Here is a 16,405-nt window from a genome sequence, read left to right on the forward strand (position 1 = left end):
CCGGCGGGGCAATTACTTTTTGCTTGCGCGCAAAAAGTAATCAAAAACGCGCTTTTGAAGTCATCCGGCGGAACTCGCTGCGTTCCTTCGTCACTCCGCTCTAACAACCGCCGGAAATCAGTCTAGAAGAGGTGCATACGGCACTTCGCTGCGCTCGTGCCGGTTTTTAGATCGCTGGAGGATCGAAGGCTCTGATGGGTGGGAGGGGCTCGTCGTATCGCTCGACTTGCACGGTGCTGATCTGTCCTGCGCAGCCCTGTCCCAGTGCGGATGTCCCCAAGTCTCTGGTGACGATGTTGGGGTTGCCGTGTACGCAGATGACGCCGTGTTTCTCGTCGGGTCTTGGGTCGTACCAGGCGCCGGTGGGGAGTTGGATTACGTCTTTGCGGACATCTTCACTCAGGTGGGCGCTGGCGAGGCAGGCGCCCAGTTCGTTGTGCAGTTGGATGATGTCGCCCTCTTTAATTTCGCGCGCTGCGGCTGTGTCTGGGTGCAGGCGGCAGATTTCTCGGCCCTGGCGTTTGTTCTCCATGCTGTAGCGGCCGAAGTCGAGTTGGCTGTGGAGCTTGGTGTAGGGCTGGTTGGCGACGAGCCAGAGCGGGTGTTCTTTGGTGGGTGCGTGTTGCGGCGGCAGGTGGGCGGGGTGGCCGGGGCAATCTGGGTAGCCGAAGCTCGCGATGGTGGTTGATGCGAGCTGGACCTTGCCGCTGGGTGTGGGAAGGGGCGTGCCTTCGGGGTCGCTTCGGAAGGCGCGCAGCAGGCCGCCGTCGTCGGGGAGTTGGGGGATCAGGAGTTCGCCTTGGGCCCAGAATTCTTCGAAGCTCGGCGCGGGTTGTTGTCCTGCTTTTTCGAGGCCTCGGCGCGCGTGTTCGTAGAGGTGGGCGAGCCATTGGCGGGCGTCGCGGCCTTCGGTGAAGGCTTCGCGTTTTCCGAGGCGTTCGGCGAGGTCGCTGAAGATGCGGTAGTCGTCGCGCGATTCGCCGTAGGGTTCGGCGATGCGTTTCATCGCGATCACCAAGGGGTCGGTGGGGGTGGCGCCGATGTCGTCGCGTTCCAGCGTGAGCGTGGTGGGCAGGACGATGTCGGCGTGGCGTGCGGTGGCGGTCCAGACGCTTTCGTTGACGATGAAGGTGTCCAGCGTCTGGAAGGCGCGCGAGAGGCGGCGCAGGTCCTGGTGATGGTGGAAGGGATTGCCTCCCGCCCAATACGCAAGGCGGATGTGCGGATACGGCATGCGCTGGCCGTCGTAGTCGAAGGGCTCGCCGGGGTGCAGCAGCATGTCGGCGATGCGCGCCACGGGGATGAAGGCCTTGACGCTGTTGCTGCCCTGCGGGAGCGAGGCGACGGGCCAGGCGTTGTTGCGCCGACCGTAGTGCGCGAGCGTGCCGAGCGCGTAGTTGTAGCCGCCGCCGGGCAGGCCAAGCTGGCCGAGTGCTGCCGCCAGTACCGCGCCCATCCACACGGGTTGTTCGCCATGTTCGGAGCGTTGCAGCGAGTGCGAGACGGTGACGAGCACGCGCTTGCCGACCAGCGAGCGGGCGAGTTCGGTGATGCGCTGCTCGGGCACATCGCAGATGCGCGCGGCCCAGGCGCAGCTCTTGGCGATGCCATCGCTGCGGCCGAGCAGGTAGTCTTCAAAAGTGTTCCAGCCGTCGCAATACCGCGCGATGAAGTCGCGGTCCAGCGTGTTGTCCAGCCAGAGCTGGTGGACGATGGCGAGCATCAGCGCGGTGTCGGTCATCGGCACGGGCGCGATCCATTCAGCGTTGATTTCGGCGGGCAGGTCGTCGCGCAGCGGGCTGATGTTGATGAAGCGGCAGCCGCGTTTGGCTGCGGCTTCCATCGCGCCGCGCTCCTTGTGCTGGCTCACGCCGCCTGAGGCCACGCGCGAATTCTTCAGCGCCATGCCGCCGAACGCGAGCACGACGTCGGTGTGCTCGGCCAGTTGCTCGAGCGTTACGTTCTGGCGAGCCACCTGCTCCATCGGGCCGATCACATGCGGCAGCAGCGGTACGGCCGCGCCTGCGCTGTAGGTGTTGACCGAGCGCACATAGCCACCGAGCGTGGTGTTCAGAAAGCGGTGGACCTGACTTTGCGCGTGGTGAAAGCGACCGGCGCTCGACCATCCGTATGAGCCGCCAAAGATCGCCTCGCAGCCGTGCGTTTGCTGCATGCGCCTGAGTTCGCTCGCGAGGCGGCTGAGCACCTCGTCCCAGTCCATCTCGACATGGTCATCGCTGCCGCGCCGTGCATCGGGGCCGGGGCCGTTCTCGAGCCAGCCCTTGCGCACCATGGGCCGCGCGATGCGCACCGGGTGGCGCAGCGCGTCGACCAGGTTGTCGATGATCGGGTTGGGGTCCGGGTCGCGCGGGTGCGGTTGCACCTTGAGTTCGGTGCCGTCCCAGGCGGCGGAAAACGCGCCCCAATGCGCGCTGTGGGGCTTCATTTCCGGCTGGGCTCTTGTTGTCTCGCTGGGCTGCATGGGCTGCGTGGCTCCTTGTTGCATTTATCGCAAAAGTCGAAGCACAGCATAGGACGGATTGGCTATTTCTGCAGATTGGCCCGTGTTTCAGGCCAAAAACGCCGGTGGGTTTCCTGAAAATGGCATGATGGCGTGTTTTTTGACTGAGGCGCAGCCATGTGGACTGCGCGATTGATTGCAAATGAACTCTCCAGTGACTGAAGCCGAAAAGTCTGCCGCGACCGACGCCGGCGTTCCCAACGAAGACGGCGCGCCACAGAATCCTCAGTCCGAATCGCGTGAATCGGGCACGGGTGCCCCGCGTCGCAAGCGCGGCGGTCGTCGCCACAACAAGGCCAAGCCAGCTGGTGATGGTGCACCAGTAGCGGCTCCCGTCAAGGCTTCGCAAGGCGACACGCGCGGCAATGTTCAGGCTGCTCCACGTCGCCAGAATCCGGCCCTGCTGCAGCTGCAGCAGCTCTATCCCCAGCTGTTCGGCGAAAACCCGAAGCCGCTCAAGCGCGGCATCTATCAAGACCTTGAAGCCGCGCAGCCGGGCGTGTTCGCGCCGGCCGATCTGAAGCTCGCGCTCGGTATCCACACGCGCTCCGGCCGCTATCTGCAGGCGGTCTCGCAAGGCCAGCCGCGCCACGATCTGGCGGGCAATGTGGTCGAACAGATGGCGCCCGAACATGTGTTCCACGCACTCGTCGAAGTGTTCCGCCGCAAGAAGCCGCGCGAGGGCGAAGACCTCACGCAGAAACTGCGCCGCCGGATGGAAATCGCGTTCGAGGCCTCGGGCCTTACGCGTGAGGCTTACCTGGAACTGGTGCGTGGCCGCGACGAAGCGACCAATGCGCTGCTCGACGAAGCCCTCGCTGAAGTGGCGGCCCGCAGCGCCAAGGACGAGGCTCTGCTGCGCGCCTACGAGATGAGCGGCGCGACCAGCGTCGAGGCCTTTGCCGATATGTACGGCATGCAGGCACGCCAAGTAGCTCAGCAGCTCGACCGTGCTCGTCGCCTGAAAAGCGGTTCTTGATTTCGTCCGGGTTGGTTTGGTGATGTGACGGATGCGTGCTTGGGTGCGCGCACTGGCAGTCTTCGTTTTGGGGTGACGATATGGCCCCTCATGCGTCGTTGCGAAGCCTTGTCGTATCGGCATACTGTCTGCGCCTTCGCGTCTAGCCTGAGGGGCCATCTCGTCATTGTGATGGGTGATTCGGGCGCTCTCTGTGCTTCCAGCATCGCTGTTGGATGCTCGCAATGAGTTTCAAAAGCTGATGCCAGTCTGCTGACACTACGTTGTCAGCAGCAGGTCGTCAGCATGGAGTCCTGTTCAACTTTTCCGAAGTTCAGGAGATTCACATGACTGCTGCTCAAACCGCCATCAACTGGTTCGAAATTCCCTGCACCGATCTGCAGCGCGCGCAGACCTTCTACGAGGCCATGCTCGGGCGCAAGATGCACCACGAGGACTTTGGCGGTGCGCCGATGGCCATCTTCGCTTCCGACTGCGCTGCGACGGGTGGGTGCCTGGTCGGTTCGGGGTCGAGTCAGCCGTCCAACGACAAGGGCGTGCGCATCTATCTTGATTGCGAGCCCAGCGTCGAAGCCGCGATGGCGCGTGCCGCCAAGGCTGGGGGGCAGGTGCTCGATGAATGCGTCGAGCTGCCCAAAGACATCGGCTTCATCGCCCATGTGCGCGACACCGAGGGCAACACTATCGGGCTGCACGCCAAGTCGCGTTGAACGGAAGGCCGCGTAACATCGTCTTATGCGCCGTGTCGACAGACTTTTCCAGCTAGTCCAGCTCATCCGTGGGCGGCGGCTGTCCACGGCCGCGTTTTTGGCGGAGCGGCTGGAGGTGTCGCTGCGCACGGTCTACCGCGATGTGGCCGATCTGCAGCATCAGGGTGTGCCCATTGAGGGCGAGGCGGGCGTGGGCTACCGACTGGGTTCGGGCTTCGAGCTGCCGCCGCTGATGTTCACTCAGGCCGAGGCGAATGCGCTGGTCATCGCCTCGCGCGTGGCCCAGGCGTGGATCGACGGCGCTTTGGCGCGCGATGTGGAGAGCGCGCTCGGCAAGATTCTCTCGGTGCTGCCGCCCGTTGCGCGCGTGGCGGCCGAGGCGCAAGCGCTGTTCGCGCCAGGCACGGGGCTGGATGCGCGCACGCAGGCCACGCTCAAGGCGCTGCGCGATGCGGTGCAGGTGCAGCGGCTGGTGCGGCTTGCGTATCTCGATCTCGGGAACCAGCTCAGCGAGCGGCGCGTGCGGCCACTGGCCTGTCTGTACTGGGGCAAGGTGTGGACGCTGTCCGCATGGTGCGAGTTGCGCGAGGATTTCCGCACGTTTCGCATCGACCGCATCAGCGCGTGCGATTTGCTGGACGAAACCTATCCGCAGGAATCGGGAAAAACGCTGGCCGATCTGATGCGGCGCGTGCAGTGCGAGGGCGGGAATTGATCCCGCCAATCACGCGGCCGAAGCGAGCGCAGCCTCGATGTCGGCGTCGAATTCCTGAGGTTTGGTCTTGGGTGCATAGCGCTTGAGCACACGGCCGTCGCGGGCGATGAGGAACTTGGTGAAGTTCCACTTGATGCTCTTTGTGCCGAGCACGCCGGGCGCTTCTTTCTTCAGCCAGTCGTAGAGCGGGATGGCGTTGGGGCCGTTCACGTCGACCTTGGACATCATCGTGAAGTCCACACCGTAGTTCTTTTCGCAGAACGCGCCAATGTCGATATTGCTGCCCGGGTCCTGCTTGCCGAACTGGTTGCATGGAAAGCCGAGCAGCACGAGACCGCGCGCTGCGTATTTTTTGTGCAGATCTTCCAGCCCCGCAAGCTGCGGCGTGAAGCCGCAGGCGCTCGCGGTGTTCACGATTAGCAGCACCTGGCCGCGGTAGTCCGACAGGCGCACGGGCTGGCCGTCGATGCGTGGGGCCTGGAAATCGTAGAGGCTGGTCATGGTGGTTTCAGGTCTCTGAAGGGGTGGGAGGCTCAGGTGGCGCGGAGGATGACGGCAATGACGTGCCATCCGCCATGCGCGTGAAGAATTGCTGCTTCACCAGCACATCGCGCGCGATGTCCACGACGATGGACGTGCCCTCATCTGCTTCGTCAACGATGTAGGACGCATAGTAGGCCACATTCGGGATGAGCGGTGAAGCGGGCAGGCAGCGCAGCGTTCCGTCGGCGATGTGTTCGCGCAGTACAGGCAAGGGAATGATGGCCACGGCGTGCCCCGCGCGCACGAGCCGCAGCATCAGCGACAGCGAATTGCAGGAGTTCACGCCATCAAACTCGATGCCGCCGCTGCGCACCCATCGATGTACCAGCGCATTGAGCGTCGAAGGGGCGGAGTTGGTGACAACTGGCAGCTTGGAGGCGTTCATCGGGGTGAACGGACCGTCGGGAATGTCCATGTGCGTGGCGGCTACCCAGACGAAATCGACCCAACCCAGCAGTTGATCCACCACGTGGGCGGTGGAGCTGGACGTGGTGTGAAAAGCGATGTCGATCTCGCGCTTGCTCAGCTTTTCCTGCAGCACGGTACCGACGTTGATGGTGATTTCCACCACCAGCTTGGGGTGGCGTTGCTTGAGTTGGTGGAGGATTTCCGACAGCGCGAGGATGGCCGTCGATTCGTCGGAGCCCAGACGCAGCACGCCCTCAAGCGGGCTGTCGGTTCTGGCGAGCCGCTCGAAGTCCTGGCTGGCGTTCAGCGCCCGCTCCGCATACGCCACCGCGTGACGCCCATCGGGCGTGAGGTGAACGCGCTGATTCTGTCTGGTGAACAACTGCAGGTTCAGCGCGGCTTCGAGTTCCTTGATGCGTGCCGACACTGCCGGTTGGCTGAAATTCAGCTGATTCGCGGCCGCGCGAATGCTACCGAGCTTGGCGGTCCAGAAAAACGCTTCGATCTGCCTTAGGGTGATCCGCATGATCAGAAAAGTTTATCAACTTTCGTTCAAATAATTCGTTATTCAACGTGAATGGCCGCTGATAGATTGCACTTCAGTTCCATCAGAGAGCGCAAATCGAGAGCGCAAATCCATGTACGTTTTGAATGCATTGCCCCGTCCTGTCGACCCCGAGTTGCTATCACTTCTGGTGCAGGCGGAGCCCGCCGTCATTGGCCATTTCCGCTACACCGGCTTTATGTGCCCCGCCATCAAGGCGCACTTTCAGGATCGGCGCATCGCGGGCACAGCCGTCACCGTGCGCGTTCCCGGTATGGACGGTGCGATGGTGCACTACGCCGTGGGTCAGGCCCGTCCCGGAGATTTTCTGATCATCGACCGCTGCGGCGACGAATCGATCGCCGCCATGGGTGGTGCGGTGGCCTACGCGGCGCGTGCGGCGGGCGTGGTCGGCGTCATCGTGGATGGTCTGGTGACCGATCTGGGCGAGCTGCGTCAGTACGGGGTTCCGGTCTGGTCGCGCGGCACCTCCGCCGTGACGGTCAAGACGCTGGGTCTGGGGGGCGATTTCTGCGTGCCCGTGACCTGCGGCGGCGTGGCCGTGCAGCCGGGCGATGCGGTGCTGGCCGACGAGAACGGCGTGCTGGTGCTGCCCGCCGCCGACATCGAGGCCAGCGCCCGGCGCGCCCTGCAGATGATGAGCGACGAGAAGAAGACGCTCGCGCGCATCGATGCCGGTGAGAAGTACCCGGACATCATGGGCTCCAGCAAGGTGATTCAGGACGTCATCGCCGCTGCGGCTGCGGCTGCGTCAGTTGCGTCGAAATAGGCGCTGGTGCGCACGTGTAGGCGTCTTCGCCAGAAGTCTCTGTCATCCCATTTTGAATGCTAACCGATTCACGCAAAACCACTCGGGAGAAAATCATGTCGTCAAACCCATTCACTAGCGTCAAGACCACCTGCCATCGCAGCCTGCTAGGGCTGTCATTGCTGGCCGTTGCCGGGCTGGTCGGTGCGCAGCAAACCTATCCCAAGGGAACGGTGACGCTGGTGGTGCCGTTCCCGCCGGGAGGTACGGTGGACATGGTGGCACGCACCATCGGCAAGCATCTGGGCGACGTTTTTGGACAGCCTTTCGTGGTGGACAACCGCGCGGGTGCATCGGGCAACATCGGGGCCGCCCATGTTGTGAACGCCAAGGCGGACGGGCAAACGCTGTTCGTGAGCAGCTCCGGCGTACTCGCAGCCAACCAGTTTCTCTACAAGAACCCGGGCTTCGATTCGCAAAAGCAGCTCACGCCGGTGATTCGTTTGGTGAACCAGCCCAACATCCTGCTGGTGCATCCGTCGGTTCCGGCGAACAACGTCCAGGAGCTGATCAAGCTGGCCAAATCGCAGCCCGGCAAGCTCAATATGGGCAACGCTGGCATCGGCACCGGGCAGGATTTTGCAGCGCGGGAGTTCATCGCGGCGGCGGGCGTGGACATGCTGAACGTTTCCTACAAAGGCGGTGCGGCGGCGCTCAACGATTTGCTGGCAGGCCAGATTCAAGTGGCGTTCGACACCTCGCCGACGGCACTTCCCTACGCCAAGGAGCGCAACGGCAAATTGCGCGCTCTGGCCATCACCAGCGCCAAGCGCTCGCCGCTGGTGCCTGATCTGTCCACCGTGGCCGAGTCCGGCATTCCGGGCTTCGACTCGTTCACATGGATCGGCCTGACGGCTCCGACGGGCACGCCTTCGGCCATCATCGAGCGCTTGAATGCTGAGCTCAACAAGGCGCTCAAGGGCGAGATGGGCAAGAAATTTTCCGAATACAGCTTTGAGCCTCTGGGCGGTACACCGGCGGAGATGGGGGCGATGATCCGCAAGGATTCGGAAAACTACGGCGCGGTGCTGAAGGCTGCGGGTGTCGAGCCGCAGTGATGGCGGGCGCCCCGGACTCAGGTGGCCGACTGTTTGCCGAGGGCGATCCTGCCCTGCCTTGATGGCAGGGCGGACCAGGCGGCGGCGAGAAGAATCAGCGCACCGCCGACGATGCTGCGTGTGTCCAACTGGGCGGCTCCGAGCAGGACGGATGAGACGCTCGCGAATGCCACTTCGCTGAGCATGACGACGGCCGTCACCGAAGCAGCGAGCCGCGATGCGCCGTATTGCAGCGCCCAGTTGCCGATGAACAGCACGACGGCCAGCAGCACGGCGGTGAGCATCCACGTGGCGTTGGGCGCGGGGAAGGCCGATACGAGTCCCATGCGGCCGCCGACGAAGGCCGCGAGCAGGGCCATCAGCGTGCAGCCGCCGAACATCGCGAACATGCGTGCCTGACCGGGCGCACTGCTCATGCGGCGCAGCGTGACGTTGGTGAACGCGAAGCTGAAGCCGCCGAACAGCGCCAGCCAGTCGGCGAGCGAGAGCGCGGCGAAGAGGCGGGCAAAGCCTCCCTCCTTGGGCCAGATGACGAGGAACACGCCCGAGAACGCGAGCAGAAGCCGCGCGATGGCGGTGGGCGTGGGGCGCTCGCCAAGGATCTTCCAGGCCAGCAGAATGGCCCAAGCGGGCATCAGATAGAACAGCAGGATCACGCGCACCACGTCGCCGATGGTGATGGCCCAGTTGAAGGAGACGTTGTTCAGGCCCGAGCTCAGCGCCAGCAGCCAGAGACCCGGATGCGCGCGCAGTTGCGCGAGGATGCCCGGACGGAACGCGAGCAGGCCAACCAGCACCATGATGTACATGACCGCCGTGGCCCACAGCGGATGCAACCCAGCCTCGTTCATGTGCCGGAAAGGCCACCAGGTCAGGCCCCAGACGAGCGCGTTGAACAGAAGGGCGAGAACCGGAAGCGGCGACGAATGCATGGAAATGGGGTGCGCGGGCGAGAGGTGTGTATTTGCAGGAGAGCGAAAGCGCCCATCTTGCCTGCAGAACACCGTCTCTGGAGGATTGCTGCAGGTGCGACCCTGCCCGCTTTCCGGTCACCGGAAAGCGGGCAGGAGGTCAATGGCAGTCGCGCTTGGCGATCTCGAGCAGCCGGGTGATTTCTTCAGGGTGATTTTTGCAGTTGCGCTTGTGCCAGCGGCCGATCAGCCACATGGTGCCGGCGACGACGATGCCGAACACGGTGATCGCGCCGAAGGCCGACAGGCCGAATTTGGTGGACAGGCTGTAGAACGCGCCGAGCGCCAGAATGCAGGCCTGTTCGTTGAAGTTCTGCACGGCGATGGAGCGGCCCGAACCCATGAGTTTCGCACCGCGGTGCTGCAGCAATGCGTTCATCGGCACGACGAGGAAGCCGCCCAGCCCGCCCAGAACGATGAGGAAGGGGATCGCCATCCACAGCGTGTCGATGACGTTCATGAGGATCACCAGCAGACCCATGGCGATGCCCAGCGGAATCACCTTGGTCGCACCCTCGAGCTTCATCTGCACCGAGGCAAGCACGGCACCTGCGGCCGTGCCGATGGCAACCACACCCACGAGCGCCGAGGCCTGCGTGGTGCTGTAGCCCAGCGCCGCAGCGCTCCAGGCCAGAACGATGTAGCGTAGATTGCCAGAAACGCCCCAGAACAGCGTGGTGGTGGACAGCGAAATCTGGCCGAGCTTGTCTTTCCAGAGGCGGTTGTTGCAGCTCCAGAAATCGGGCAGCAGCTCCAGCGCATTGCTGGGCATGGGGCGCAGCTCGGCGCTGGTGCGCGGGATGCGCAGGTTGAACCAGGCCGCGAGCGCGTAGATCGGCACCAGCGACAGAATGGCGGCCTCGGCAGGCAGATCGATGCCGAGGTCGACGCCTGGCATGTCGAAGTCCAGCAGCACGCCCGACAGGTGCGGGCCAACCAACTGGCCGCCCAGTAGCACGCCGAGAATGATGGAGGCAATCGTCAGCCCTTCGATCCAGCCGTTGGCGCGCACGAGTTGGGAGGCGGGTAGCAGCTCGGTGAGGATGCCGTACTTGGCCGGAGAATAGGCCGCCGCGCCGAGACCGACGACCGCGTAGGCGAGCAGCGGATGGTGGCCGAACAGCATCATCAGACAGCCCACGACCTTGATCGCGTTGCTGATGAACATGACCTTGCCCTTGGGCATGGAGTCCGCGAACGCGCCCACGAACGGCGCGAGCACCACATAGAACAGCGCGAACATGGGCACGAGGGCCGCGCGCTGCCACTCCGGTGCGCCGCTGGTACGCAGCAGTTCCACGGCGGCCACGAACAGGGCATTGTCGGCCAGCGAGCTGAAAAACTGCGCCGACATGATGGTGTAGAAACCGCGCTTCATCGTCTTGGGGCTGAACTCAGGCGGCGTCGCGATCTGCGACTTGAGAGATGGAACTGCATAGGTGTGCAGTCTGGCGCACTGCGCCTGGGCTGTGTCGAGTGAAACTCATCTTGCAAATTCGGTGAAAACAGGCCCCGGCTTGAACTATCAGCCAAACTGATGCTGGGAAAAATATCCGAACAGTATGCTGTGTGACGGGCGGTTATATCACGCACACAAAGTCTAGCGATGACAGAATGACCACCTTTGGCTCCGTACAAACACCGTCATGCCCCGTCCCATACAAGCGACCATTCACTCTGCTGCAGTGCAACACAATTTGGCGCGAGCGCGGCAGGCGGCGGTGGATGCGAAGGTCTGGGCCGTGGTCAAGGCCAATGCCTATGGGCATGGCATCGAGCGGGTTTTTGACGCCCTGCGGGGTGCCGACGGATTCGCGCTGCTTGACCTCGCGGAGGCGGAGCGCATCCGCCAGCTCGGCTGGCGCGGCCCGATCCTGCTGCTCGAAGGCGTGTTCGATGCGCGCGATCTGGAGCTTTGCTCGCGTCTCGGACTCTGGCACGCCGTGCACTGCGACGAACAGATCGACTGGCTGGCCGCGCACAAGACGCAGACGCCGCACCGCGTCTTCCTCAAGATGAACTCCGGCATGAACCGCCTCGGCTTCACGCCCGAGCGCTACCGCAGTGCCTGGGCGCGTCTGAACGCGCTGCCGCAGGTCGACGAGATTGGCTTCATCACCCACTTCAGCGATGCGGATGGCCCGCGCGGCATCAACCATCAGCTGAACGTGTTCACCCAGACCACCCAGGACCTGCCCGGCGAGCGCACCATGAGCAACAGCGCCGCGACGCTGTTGCGTGGCAGCGAGTCCGAGGTGCGGGGCGACTGGGTGCGCGCGGGCATCGTGCTCTACGGCAGCGCGCCGGACTACCCGCAGCGCACTATCGCCGACTGGGACCTGCAGCCGACCATGACCCTCTCGGGCAAGCTGATCGGCGTGCAGCATCTGCAGAAGGGCGACACGGTGGGCTACGGCTCGACCTTCACCGCAGAAGGCCCGATGACCATCGGCGTGGCCACCTGCGGCTATGCCGACGGCTACCCGCGCCACTGCAGCACTGGCACACCCGTGCTGGTCAATGGCGTGCGCACGCAACTCGTGGGTCGCGTCAGCATGGACATGCTCACCGTCGACATCACCCATGTGCCGGGCGCGCGCATCGGCTCGGAAGTCACGTTCTGGGGCAAGGCCTCGAACGGCACGGTGCTGCCCATCGACGAAGTCGCTCAGGCGGCAGGCACGGTCGGCTACGAGCTGATGTGCGCCTTGGCACCGCGTGTGCCCGTTGTCGTGGATTGATCTTCAGTGGGTGCTTGACCCCGCGAACGCATCGGCTAGGATGCGTTCGCATATGGCCTCATTCGACCAAAGCCAATCCCGCACTTCCAACTGGCGTCGCATGCGCGCGCCGTGTCGCGAGGATTTCCAGCACAGCCTGAAGCGCCGCAACTCGCTCACGCTGCACGGCTGGGCGATCGGTCTCTTCATGATGACCTTCATGTGGGCGATCTCGCGCTTTCAGTGGATGTTGCTTGGTGACGGCTCGCTCGCACTGCGCTACCTGATTACGCTGGGGTCGGGCTATCTGGTCTATCTGCTGGTGCTGCACGAATGGTCCAAGTGGATTCTCATCAGGGAAAAGCGCGAGGACATCGACGTCGATGCAGGCGATGCGCTGGACATCGCCGATGCCATCACACCGCGCTTTGGCGGCAACGGTCTCGGTGACGTGGCCTCGGGAGCGCTCGACGGATTGGGCGCCGCCGACGAGGGCGCCATCGTTGTCGTGCCGGTGGTGGCCATCTTCATTGCGGTGGTTGCGCTCGTCATGGGAGCCGGGGCGCTGATGTGGCTTTATTTCGGCTCGGAGGTACTGCTCGCGGTGGCCGTGGAACTCGCGTTCTCGGTGGCCACGGCCCGGGCGCTGATGGGCGCCGAGCGCGCGGGCTGGATCACTGCCGCCGTGCGGCTGACCTGGAAGCCGCTGCTCGGGGCGTTGGTCTGTGCCGTGGCGCTCGGCTGGATCGTTGACCATTACCTGCCAGAGGCCCAGTCACTGCCTCACGCTGTGCGACTGTGGCGGGGGCGGTGATGCATTTGATGCAACTGGCTATCGGCACGACTAATCCACAGCAAAAGCCCAAGCGCTTGCCCGGCATCAACAAGATGTAACTGGGGCTCCCGAAGAATGGACTTACAGCGAACCGGGGTCGCATGTCCTTGAAACACAACAAAAAAGCGCAGGGGCTCACGCCTCCCATCATTGGTTCGCTGTCTCTCGGAGCGTGTTTACGCTCTTAGCCATGCAATGAACGGAGTCCCCATGAAAAAATCATCCCACGCCCCTCTCATCCATCGCGCGCTAGGCGCGGCAAGTCTTGCCACCCTGCTGCTTGCCAGTGGCGCGGCGGTGGCCGCTCAAGCCAATCAGGAACCGATCCAGCCGATTCCCGCAGCCAAGATTACCAGCCCCGCCAAGGTGGAGCTCGGCAAGAAGCTGTTCTTTGATCCGCGTCTCTCGCGCTCGGGCTTCATCTCGTGCAACTCGTGCCACAACCTGAGCATGGGGGGCTCGGACAACCTCAAGACCTCGATTGGCGACAAGTGGCAGAAGGGCCCGATCAACTCGCCTACGGTGCTCAACTCCAGCCTGAACCTCGCCCAGTTCTGGGACGGTCGTGCCAAGGATCTGAAAGAGCAAGCAGGCGGACCGATTGCCAATCCTCGCGAAATGGCCTTCTCGCATGACCTGACGGTGGACCTGTTGCGCTCGATTCCGCAGTATGTTGCGGAATTCAGGCAGGTCTTTGGCAACGACAAGGTCACCATCGACGAGGTGACTGCGGCCATCGCGGCCTTCGAGGAGACGCTGGTCACGCCTAATGCGCCGTTCGACAAATGGCTCAAGGGCAACAAGAAAGCCATCAACGCGCAGGAGTTGCGCGGCTACCAGCTGTTCAAGAATTCGGGCTGCGTGGCCTGCCACAACGGCGTGAATGTCGGCGGTACCTCGTTCCAGAAGATGGGCCTGGTCGAGCCCTACAAGACGGACAGCCCGGAACAAGGCCGCTCGGCAGTGACGGGCAACGACGCCGAGCGCTTCAACTTCAAGGTGCCGACGTTGCGCAATGTGGCGCTGACCTACCCCTATTTTCACGATGGGGCGGCAGATACGCTCTCGCAGGCCGTGGACACCATGGGCCGCATCCAGCTCGGCAAGACCTTTACCCGCGAAGAAAATGAGGACATTGTGGCGTTTCTGAAGACCCTGACAGGGGACCAACCACGGCTGTCCATGCCTGTTTTGCCCCCATCAAGCGATAAAACCAAGCGCCCACACCCATTTGAGTGATAAATTACGTCTGCCCGGTGCAACTGCCGGGCAGAGGTGATACGCGGGAAACCGGGGTCGAAAGACCCCGGTTTTTCTTTTTTGGGCCTCTTGTGCTTACGCCAGCGCGCGCTGGACCGCCGCTCGCTCTTTCATACGTTGAAAGTGATCATTCACATTCTTGAGCTGCGCAATGTCCACGCTGTCGCCCTTGAGCCATCCGGCCACGGTGAACAGATAGCCGTCGCAGACGCTGTATTCCTCGCCCAGTACCCATGGACCCTTGAGATAGTGGTCTTCGATGTACTGAAAATTCTCTGTCATGTTGCCCGGAACCTTGCGCTGCATCGCCGCTTGGGCATCCGCGTCGTCGGCCCAGCGCGCGGCGCGCGGACGGTGGGCGTGGTTGATGTGTACCGTCGAAGACAGATAGCTGTTGAACTCCTGCATGCGCGCAAAGCCGAACAGATCAGTGGGCGCGAGCTTCGCGTCGGCAAAGTACTGGGCGATGTAGGCCAACAGCGCGGGTGCCTCGGTGAGGGTGCCTTGCTCGGTCACCAGTGCGGGCACGCGGCCCTTGGGGTTGACGGCGAGGTAGTCGGGCGAGCGCTGCTGCTGGCTGGCGAAATCCACGCGCCGGAGGTCATAGGTGGCGCCGGCTTCTTCGAGCGCGATGCGCACGGCCTGGGCGCAGGTGCCGGGGGTGTAGTAAAGGATGAAAGGCTGGTTCATGAAATGACTCGGTGTGTTCCCGGATGGGAAAAGTGTTCGGAGGGCAGCGGCAACTGTGCCGTGCCGAGTGGCGGAAAGCGCGGCAACTTTTTGCGTCGTGGCGCGTCTGCGACGGTGCTGTCGATGCGGGTGATCGCGGGTTAAATATAAGTCACAAAGGTTTGATGTGTGCGAGACTGCAAATCGCTGGTTTGTGCAACGGCGACCTAGTGAAAACGAGCACTCCAACCGGTATTCAAACCAGTAGGCAAATAATATTTAACAAGTTAAATTATTGCCACTGTCCTTCCAGACTTTCCGCGATGCTCATCGCAGGCAGAAATTTCAAACAGGAGACCGGAATGAAGCGCTTGGCAAAACTGGGATTCGTCACCGCCGTGCTGGCTGCCACCTGCAGCTCGGTGTGGGCCGACATCAACGTGGGCGTGGTGGTGTCCACCACTGGACCGGCGGCCTCGCTCGGCATTCCGGAGAAGAACACGTTCGCGCTGCTGCCCACGACCATGGGCGGGCAGAAGGTCAACTACATCATTCTCGATGACGCCTCCGACACGACAGCGGCCGTCGCCAACACGCGCAAGCTGATCAGCGAAAGCAAGGCCGATGTGATCATCGGCTCGAGCACCACGCCCAACTCGCTCGCGATGATCGACGTGGTGGCGGAGAACAAGACGCCGATGATGACGCTGGGCGCTTCGGCCCGCATCATCTCGCCGATGGACGCCAAGAAGGCCTGGGTTTTCAAGACACCGCAGAACGACGCGATGATGGCCGGTGCCATCGTCGATCACATGGCCAAGGCGGGCGTGAAGACGGCGGCCTACATCGGCTTCAACGATGCCTACGGCGAAGGCTGGCTGCAGGAATTCAAGAAGGCCGCCGAGGCCAAGGGCATCAAGCTCGTGGCGACCGAGGCGTTTTCGCGCACCGACACCTCGGTGACCGGACAGGCGCTCAAGATTATGGCGGCCAAGCCCGATGCGGTGCTGGTCGGCGGCTCGGGCACACCGGCGGCGCTGCCCGAGAAGACGCTCAAGGAGCGCGGATTCAAGGGCAAGTACTACCAGACGCACGGCGTCGCGAATGCCGACTTCCTGCGCGTGGGCGGCAAGGACGTGGAGGGCACAATGTTGCCCGCAGGTCCGGTACTGGTGGCCCATCAGCTGCCCGACAGCCATCCGGCCACGAAGTCCGCCGTGGCTTATGTCGATGCGTATGAGGCCAAATACGGCAAGGGCTCGGCCGCGACCTTCGGTGCCCATGTCTGGGACTCGGCGCTGGTGCTCGCCGCTGCCGTACCCGAGGCGCTCAAGAAGGCCCAACCGGGCACCGAGGCCTTCCGCGTGGCGCTGCGTGACGCGATGGAAAACGTCAAGGACATCGCGGGCGCACATGGCGTGTTCACGATGACGCCGACCGATCACGTCGGCATCCAGCATGGCGTCGTCATGGTCAGGATCGAAAACGGCACTTGGAAGTTCACCCCCTGAGTCGCTTCGCGCCTTTCCCCTCTCTCGCTTCGCGAGAGGGGAACAGCGCCTTTGCCGTGAGGCGGCTCTTGCTCGGCGGTTGCTGGTATGGTCTGCTCCGCGGCCTTCTGATGGGTCAGGGCATGCGGTTGT

The 16,405-nt window shown here is 63.2% G+C and carries 15 protein-coding genes; 9 read left to right on the plus strand and 6 right to left on the minus strand.

All coding sequences use genetic code 11. From position 1 onward, the window contains the following. Positions 1-166 precede the first annotated feature (166 nt). A complete protein-coding gene (locus G7047_RS24890) occupies positions 167-2,482 on the minus strand; it encodes a molybdopterin-dependent oxidoreductase (RefSeq protein WP_166311033.1) in 2,316 nt (771 codons plus the stop codon). Between the two features lie 181 nt (positions 2,483-2,663). On the opposite strand from G7047_RS24890, the gene G7047_RS24895 reads away from it, so the two are divergent. The 3 genes from G7047_RS24895 (at position 2,664) to G7047_RS24905 (ending at position 4,925) form a co-directional block, all read left to right on the plus strand. Beyond that, positions 2,664-3,500, plus strand: coding sequence for a ProQ/FINO family protein (locus G7047_RS24895; RefSeq protein ID WP_166311035.1), 837 nt, complete (start codon positions 2,664-2,666; stop codon positions 3,498-3,500). A gap of 326 nt (positions 3,501-3,826) precedes the next feature. Beyond that, complete coding sequence (locus G7047_RS24900; protein WP_166311037.1) at positions 3,827-4,210, plus strand: VOC family protein; 384 nt, start codon at positions 3,827-3,829, stop codon at positions 4,208-4,210. A gap of 25 nt (positions 4,211-4,235) precedes the next feature. Beyond that, positions 4,236-4,925, plus strand: coding sequence for a YafY family protein (locus G7047_RS24905; protein ID WP_166311039.1), 690 nt, complete (start codon positions 4,236-4,238; stop codon positions 4,923-4,925). Between the two features lie 9 nt (positions 4,926-4,934). Here the strand turns inward: G7047_RS24905 and G7047_RS24910 are convergent, their stop codons facing one another. Continuing rightward, positions 4,935-5,426, minus strand: coding sequence for a glutathione peroxidase (locus G7047_RS24910; protein ID WP_166311041.1), 492 nt, complete (start codon positions 5,424-5,426; stop codon positions 4,935-4,937). Positions 5,427-5,433: 7 nt separating this feature from the next. Next, on the minus strand, positions 5,434-6,402 hold the full coding sequence (locus G7047_RS24915; RefSeq protein ID WP_166311043.1) for a LysR family transcriptional regulator: 969 nt from the start codon (positions 6,400-6,402) through the stop codon (positions 5,434-5,436). A gap of 112 nt (positions 6,403-6,514) precedes the next feature. Between G7047_RS24915 and G7047_RS24920 the strand changes: the two genes are divergently transcribed. Beyond that, a complete protein-coding gene (locus tag G7047_RS24920) occupies positions 6,515-7,210 on the plus strand; it encodes an RraA family protein (RefSeq protein ID WP_166311045.1) in 696 nt (231 codons plus the stop codon). A gap of 95 nt (positions 7,211-7,305) precedes the next feature. After that, on the plus strand, positions 7,306-8,307 hold the full coding sequence (locus G7047_RS24925) for a tripartite tricarboxylate transporter substrate binding protein (protein WP_166311047.1): 1,002 nt from the start codon (positions 7,306-7,308) through the stop codon (positions 8,305-8,307). Positions 8,308-8,324: 17 nt separating this feature from the next. On the opposite strand, the gene G7047_RS24930 is transcribed toward G7047_RS24925, so the two are convergent. Next, the gene (locus G7047_RS24930) at positions 8,325-9,239 is read right to left on the minus strand and encodes a DMT family transporter (protein WP_166311049.1); all 915 of its coding nucleotides are present in this window, start codon (positions 9,237-9,239) and stop codon (positions 8,325-8,327) included. A gap of 139 nt (positions 9,240-9,378) precedes the next feature. Further along, entirely contained in the window at positions 9,379-10,656 is a 1,278-nt protein-coding gene (gene lplT / locus G7047_RS24935; RefSeq protein ID WP_166311051.1) for a lysophospholipid transporter LplT, read from the minus strand. Between the two features lie 268 nt (positions 10,657-10,924). Between lplT and alr the strand changes: the two genes are divergently transcribed. From alr to G7047_RS24950, 3 genes are all read left to right on the plus strand, one after another. Beyond that, positions 10,925-12,019: an alanine racemase gene (alr, locus tag G7047_RS24940; protein WP_166311053.1), complete on the plus strand. Its 1,095-nt coding sequence runs from the start codon at positions 10,925-10,927 to the stop codon at positions 12,017-12,019. Positions 12,020-12,071: 52 nt separating this feature from the next. Continuing rightward, positions 12,072-12,812, plus strand: coding sequence for a hypothetical protein (locus G7047_RS24945; protein ID WP_166311055.1), 741 nt, complete (start codon positions 12,072-12,074; stop codon positions 12,810-12,812). A 231-nt stretch (positions 12,813-13,043) separates the two neighbouring features. After that, a complete protein-coding gene (locus G7047_RS24950) occupies positions 13,044-14,072 on the plus strand; it encodes a cytochrome-c peroxidase (RefSeq protein WP_166311057.1) in 1,029 nt (342 codons plus the stop codon). Positions 14,073-14,168: 96 nt separating this feature from the next. On the opposite strand, the gene G7047_RS24955 is transcribed toward G7047_RS24950, so the two are convergent. After that, positions 14,169-14,783, minus strand: coding sequence for a glutathione S-transferase family protein (locus G7047_RS24955; RefSeq protein ID WP_166311059.1), 615 nt, complete (start codon positions 14,781-14,783; stop codon positions 14,169-14,171). Positions 14,784-15,124: 341 nt separating this feature from the next. Between G7047_RS24955 and G7047_RS24960 the strand changes: the two genes are divergently transcribed. Beyond that, positions 15,125-16,273 (plus strand): ABC transporter substrate-binding protein, encoded by a 1,149-nt coding sequence (locus G7047_RS24960; RefSeq protein WP_166311061.1) that lies wholly within the window; start codon positions 15,125-15,127, stop codon positions 16,271-16,273. The last annotated feature ends 132 nt before the right edge of the window (positions 16,274-16,405 follow it).

Origin of the sequence: Diaphorobacter sp. HDW4A, assembly GCF_011305995.1 — a bacterium.
Lineage (GTDB): Bacteria > Pseudomonadota > Gammaproteobacteria > Burkholderiales > Burkholderiaceae_C > Diaphorobacter_A.

Coding starts and splice junctions, on each gene's coding strand:
- G7047_RS24895 (WP_166311035.1), top strand. CDS start 2,664: ATGAACTCTCCAGTGACTGAAGCCGAAAAGTCTGCCGCGACCGACGCC.
- G7047_RS24915 (WP_166311043.1), bottom strand. CDS start 6,402: ATGCGGATCACCCTAAGGCAGATCGAAGCGTTTTTCTGGACCGCCAAG.
- G7047_RS24945 (WP_166311055.1), top strand. CDS start 12,072: ATGGCCTCATTCGACCAAAGCCAATCCCGCACTTCCAACTGGCGTCGC.
- G7047_RS24920 (WP_166311045.1), top strand. CDS start 6,515: ATGTACGTTTTGAATGCATTGCCCCGTCCTGTCGACCCCGAGTTGCTA.
- G7047_RS24950 (WP_166311057.1), top strand. CDS start 13,044: ATGAAAAAATCATCCCACGCCCCTCTCATCCATCGCGCGCTAGGCGCG.
- G7047_RS24890 (WP_166311033.1), bottom strand. CDS start 2,482: ATGCAGCCCAGCGAGACAACAAGAGCCCAGCCGGAAATGAAGCCCCAC.
- alr (WP_166311053.1), top strand. CDS start 10,925: ATGCCCCGTCCCATACAAGCGACCATTCACTCTGCTGCAGTGCAACAC.
- G7047_RS24900 (WP_166311037.1), top strand. CDS start 3,827: ATGACTGCTGCTCAAACCGCCATCAACTGGTTCGAAATTCCCTGCACC.
- G7047_RS24930 (WP_166311049.1), bottom strand. CDS start 9,239: ATGCATTCGTCGCCGCTTCCGGTTCTCGCCCTTCTGTTCAACGCGCTC.
- G7047_RS24910 (WP_166311041.1), bottom strand. CDS start 5,426: ATGACCAGCCTCTACGATTTCCAGGCCCCACGCATCGACGGCCAGCCC.
- G7047_RS24955 (WP_166311059.1), bottom strand. CDS start 14,783: ATGAACCAGCCTTTCATCCTTTACTACACCCCCGGCACCTGCGCCCAG.
- G7047_RS24925 (WP_166311047.1), top strand. CDS start 7,306: ATGTCGTCAAACCCATTCACTAGCGTCAAGACCACCTGCCATCGCAGC.
- G7047_RS24905 (WP_166311039.1), top strand. CDS start 4,236: ATGCGCCGTGTCGACAGACTTTTCCAGCTAGTCCAGCTCATCCGTGGG.
- lplT (WP_166311051.1), bottom strand. CDS start 10,656: ATGAAGCGCGGTTTCTACACCATCATGTCGGCGCAGTTTTTCAGCTCG.
- G7047_RS24960 (WP_166311061.1), top strand. CDS start 15,125: ATGAAGCGCTTGGCAAAACTGGGATTCGTCACCGCCGTGCTGGCTGCC.